The organism is Phocaeicola oris (assembly GCF_021295095.1).
GTDB classification, from domain to species: domain Bacteria; phylum Bacteroidota; class Bacteroidia; order Bacteroidales; family Bacteroidaceae; genus Phocaeicola; species Phocaeicola oris.
Map to the genome: position 1 here is coordinate 2,501 of NZ_JAJLQX010000042.1, position 3,091 is coordinate 5,591.

The 3,091-nt window shown below is 51.2% G+C and carries 2 tRNA genes and 2 rRNA genes (1 of these 4 only partly in view); all 4 read right to left on the bottom strand.

The window, feature by feature from the left end:
- A 23S ribosomal RNA gene (locus tag LO761_RS12395) occupies positions 1–650 on the bottom strand (it extends 2,248 nt beyond the left edge of the window).
- A 315-nt stretch (positions 651–965) separates the two neighbouring features.
- Positions 966–1,039: transfer RNA gene (locus LO761_RS12400), tRNA-Ala, on the bottom strand.
- A 6-nt stretch (positions 1,040–1,045) separates the two neighbouring features.
- Positions 1,046–1,119 (bottom strand) — tRNA-Ile (locus LO761_RS12405).
- Between the two features lie 184 nt (positions 1,120–1,303).
- Positions 1,304–2,830 (bottom strand): 16S ribosomal RNA (locus tag LO761_RS12410).
- The 16S and 23S rRNA genes sit together here with 2 tRNA genes alongside, the layout of an rRNA operon.
- Positions 2,831–3,091 lie beyond the last annotated feature (261 nt).

Here is a 3,091-nt window from a genome sequence, read left to right on the forward strand (position 1 = left end):
ATAGCGCTTAACCTTGCCGGCAACGGAAACTCGTAGGTTCATTATGCAAAAGGCACGCCGTCACACGATGAATCGTGCTCCGACCGCTTGTAGGCGCATGGTTTCAGGGACTATTTCACTCTCCTGTTCGGAGTGCTTTTCACCTTTCCCTCACGGTACTGGTTCACTATCGGTCTCTTGGGAGTATTTAGCCTTTCCGGATGGTCCCGGAGATTTCACGCAGGGTTTCTCGTGACCCGCGCTACTCAGGAAGACGGAAGACTTCACAAGGCTGCGCGTACGCAGCTTTCATGCTCTACGGCCCTACTTTCCAGAGGGGTTCCGCTCGCCTTGATCTTGTCCATGGTTCCGTTCCTATTACCCCGAAGGGGCCGTAACCCCGACGGTTTGGGCTGTTCCCCGCTCGCTCGCCACTACTGGGGGAATCACGTTTTGTTTTCTTTTCCTGCAGGTAATAAGATGTTTCAGTTCCCTGCGTTGGCTTCCCCGGCAATGCGGGGATGTCCGTTCTTCAAACGGACGGGTTGTCCCATTCGGAGATCTCCGGATCAAAGGCTATGTGCGCCTCCCCGGAGCTTTTCGCAGCTTATCACGTCCTTCGTCGCCTCCAAGAGCCTAGGCATCCGCCATGCGCCCTTTCCTACTTTCTCGCCTCTTTTCGCAGGGGAATAACCAGAGTACAACGTACTAACACGCACTCCCTGCGATGGTGACTTATACTTTCAGCTTTTTCGTTACTGATTGCTTTTTTCTTTGATTGTACATCATGTCATAGATCGATAAGCCGTCTTTGGAAAATACATACAGCATACTTTATTTTTACGGCATACTTTTATATTATATATTATACATTCATCTTTATATCTTTATAAAACCGTTTCTACAAAATAATCTTTATAAAATCATCTTTATAAAAACACATAACATATAATATGATACATATCCTCACAGAAGACGAACAATAGTGGAGAATAACGGATTCGAACCGTTGACCCCCTGCTTGCAAAGCAGGTGCTCTAGCCAGCTGAGCTAATCCCCCCAAACGTAGTCCCAGGCAGAGTTGAACTGCCGACCTCTACATTATCAGTGTAGCGCTCTGACCAACTGAGCTATAGGACTGTTTCTCGGCTTACAACACGTCCGGGACATCCTCTCGCGGGGAGACCGAACACGGCTTCTGTTTCTCCGTCGCCTGTTACGGCGGATATATCATCGAAAACAAACAGACGGCACGGCACAAGGTCGCTACGACGAAAACCCGTAACTAAACGTTTTTTATCAGAGGCAGAAGAATCCGCTCCAGAAAGGAGGTGTTCCAGCCGCACCTTCCGGTACGGCTACCTTGTTACGACTTAGCCCCAATCACCGGATTTACCCTAGGACGATCCTCGCGGTTACGTACTTCAGGTACCTCCGGCTTTCATGGCTTGACGGGCGGTGTGTACAAGGCCCGGGAACGTATTCACCGCGCCATGGCTGATGCGCGATTACTAGCGAATCCAGCTTCGTGGAGTCGGGTTGCAGACTCCAGTCCGAACTGGGAGGAGTTTTGGGGATTGGCTCTCGCTTGCGCGATGGCTACCCGCTGTACTCCCCATTGTAACACGTGTGTGGCCCCGGACGTAAGGGCCGTGCTGATTTGACGTCATCCCCACCTTCCTCGCATCTTACGATGGCAGTCCCGTCAGAGTGCCCGGCATGAACCGATGGCAACGGACGGCAGGGGTTGCGCTCGTTATGGCACTTAAGCCGACACCTCACGGCACGAGCTGACGACAACCATGCAGCACCTTCATACCTGCCTTGCGGAAGTCGTGTCTCCACGACCGTCAGGTACAATTCAAGCCCGGGTAAGGTTCCTCGCGTATCATCGAATTAAACCACATGTTCCTCCGCTTGTGCGGGCCCCCGTCAATTCCTTTGAGTTTCACCGTTGCCGGCGTACTCCCCAGGTGGAGTGCTTAACGCTTTCGCTCGGCCCCTGAACGTATATCTCCAAGGACGAGCACTCATCGTTTACCGTGCGGACTACCAGGGTATCTAATCCTGTTTGATTCCCGCACTTTCGAGCTTCAATGTCAGTTGGCGCGTGGCAGAATGCCTTCGCTGTCGGAGTTCTTCGTGATATCTATGCATTTCACCGCTACACCACGAATTCCATCTGCCTCCAAGCCACTCAAGATGCACAGTTTCAACTGCTGAACGGGGTTGGGCCCCGGGATTTGACAGCTGACTTATGCGCCCATCTACGCTCCCTTTAAACCCAATAAATCCGGATAACGCTCGCATCCTCCGTATTACCGCGGCTGCTGGCACGGAGTTAGCCGATGCTTATTCACGCGATAACTGCAAGACTCCACGCGTGGAGTTTTTTATTCTCGCGAAAAAGAAGTTTACAATCCATAGAACCTTCATCCTTCACGCTACTTGGCTGGTTCAGGCTTGCGCCCATTGACCAATATTCCTCACTGCTGCCTCCCGTAGGAGTTTGGACCGTGTCTCAGTTCCAATGTGGGGGACCTTCCTCTCAGAACCCCTATCCATCGTTGGTTAGGTGGGCCGTTACCCCGCCTACTGCCTAATGGAACGCATCCCCATCCCTTACCACCTTACGGCTTTGGTCGCGATCTCAGGAGATCACGCGACGTCATGGGGGATTAATCACCCTTTCGGGCGGCTATACCCCGGTAGGGGGAAGGTTGGATACGTGTTACTCACCCGTGCGCCGGTCGCCATCAATCATATTGCTACGATCATGATGCCCCGCGACTTGCATGTGTTAAGCCTGTAGCTAGCGTTCATCCTGAGCCAGGATCAAACTCTTCTTTGTATTTAAAAAAATCTTTCACCGACGTTTATTACTAACGAAGGCGTGTTGCTGTCCCGGATCCGAATGCCTGTTTTTTTGTTTTGAACGGATCGCCGTATCTTTAACCGTACCGAGTCCAGTCAATATATGGACGGAATACGGAACGCTTGTACTGCTTTGTCTGTTTGTCATTCTTTCAAAGATCGATGCGCTCCCTTGCGGAAAGCGGGTACAAAGGTAGAACAACTTTAAATAACACGCAAATCTTTTTATGCTTTTTTT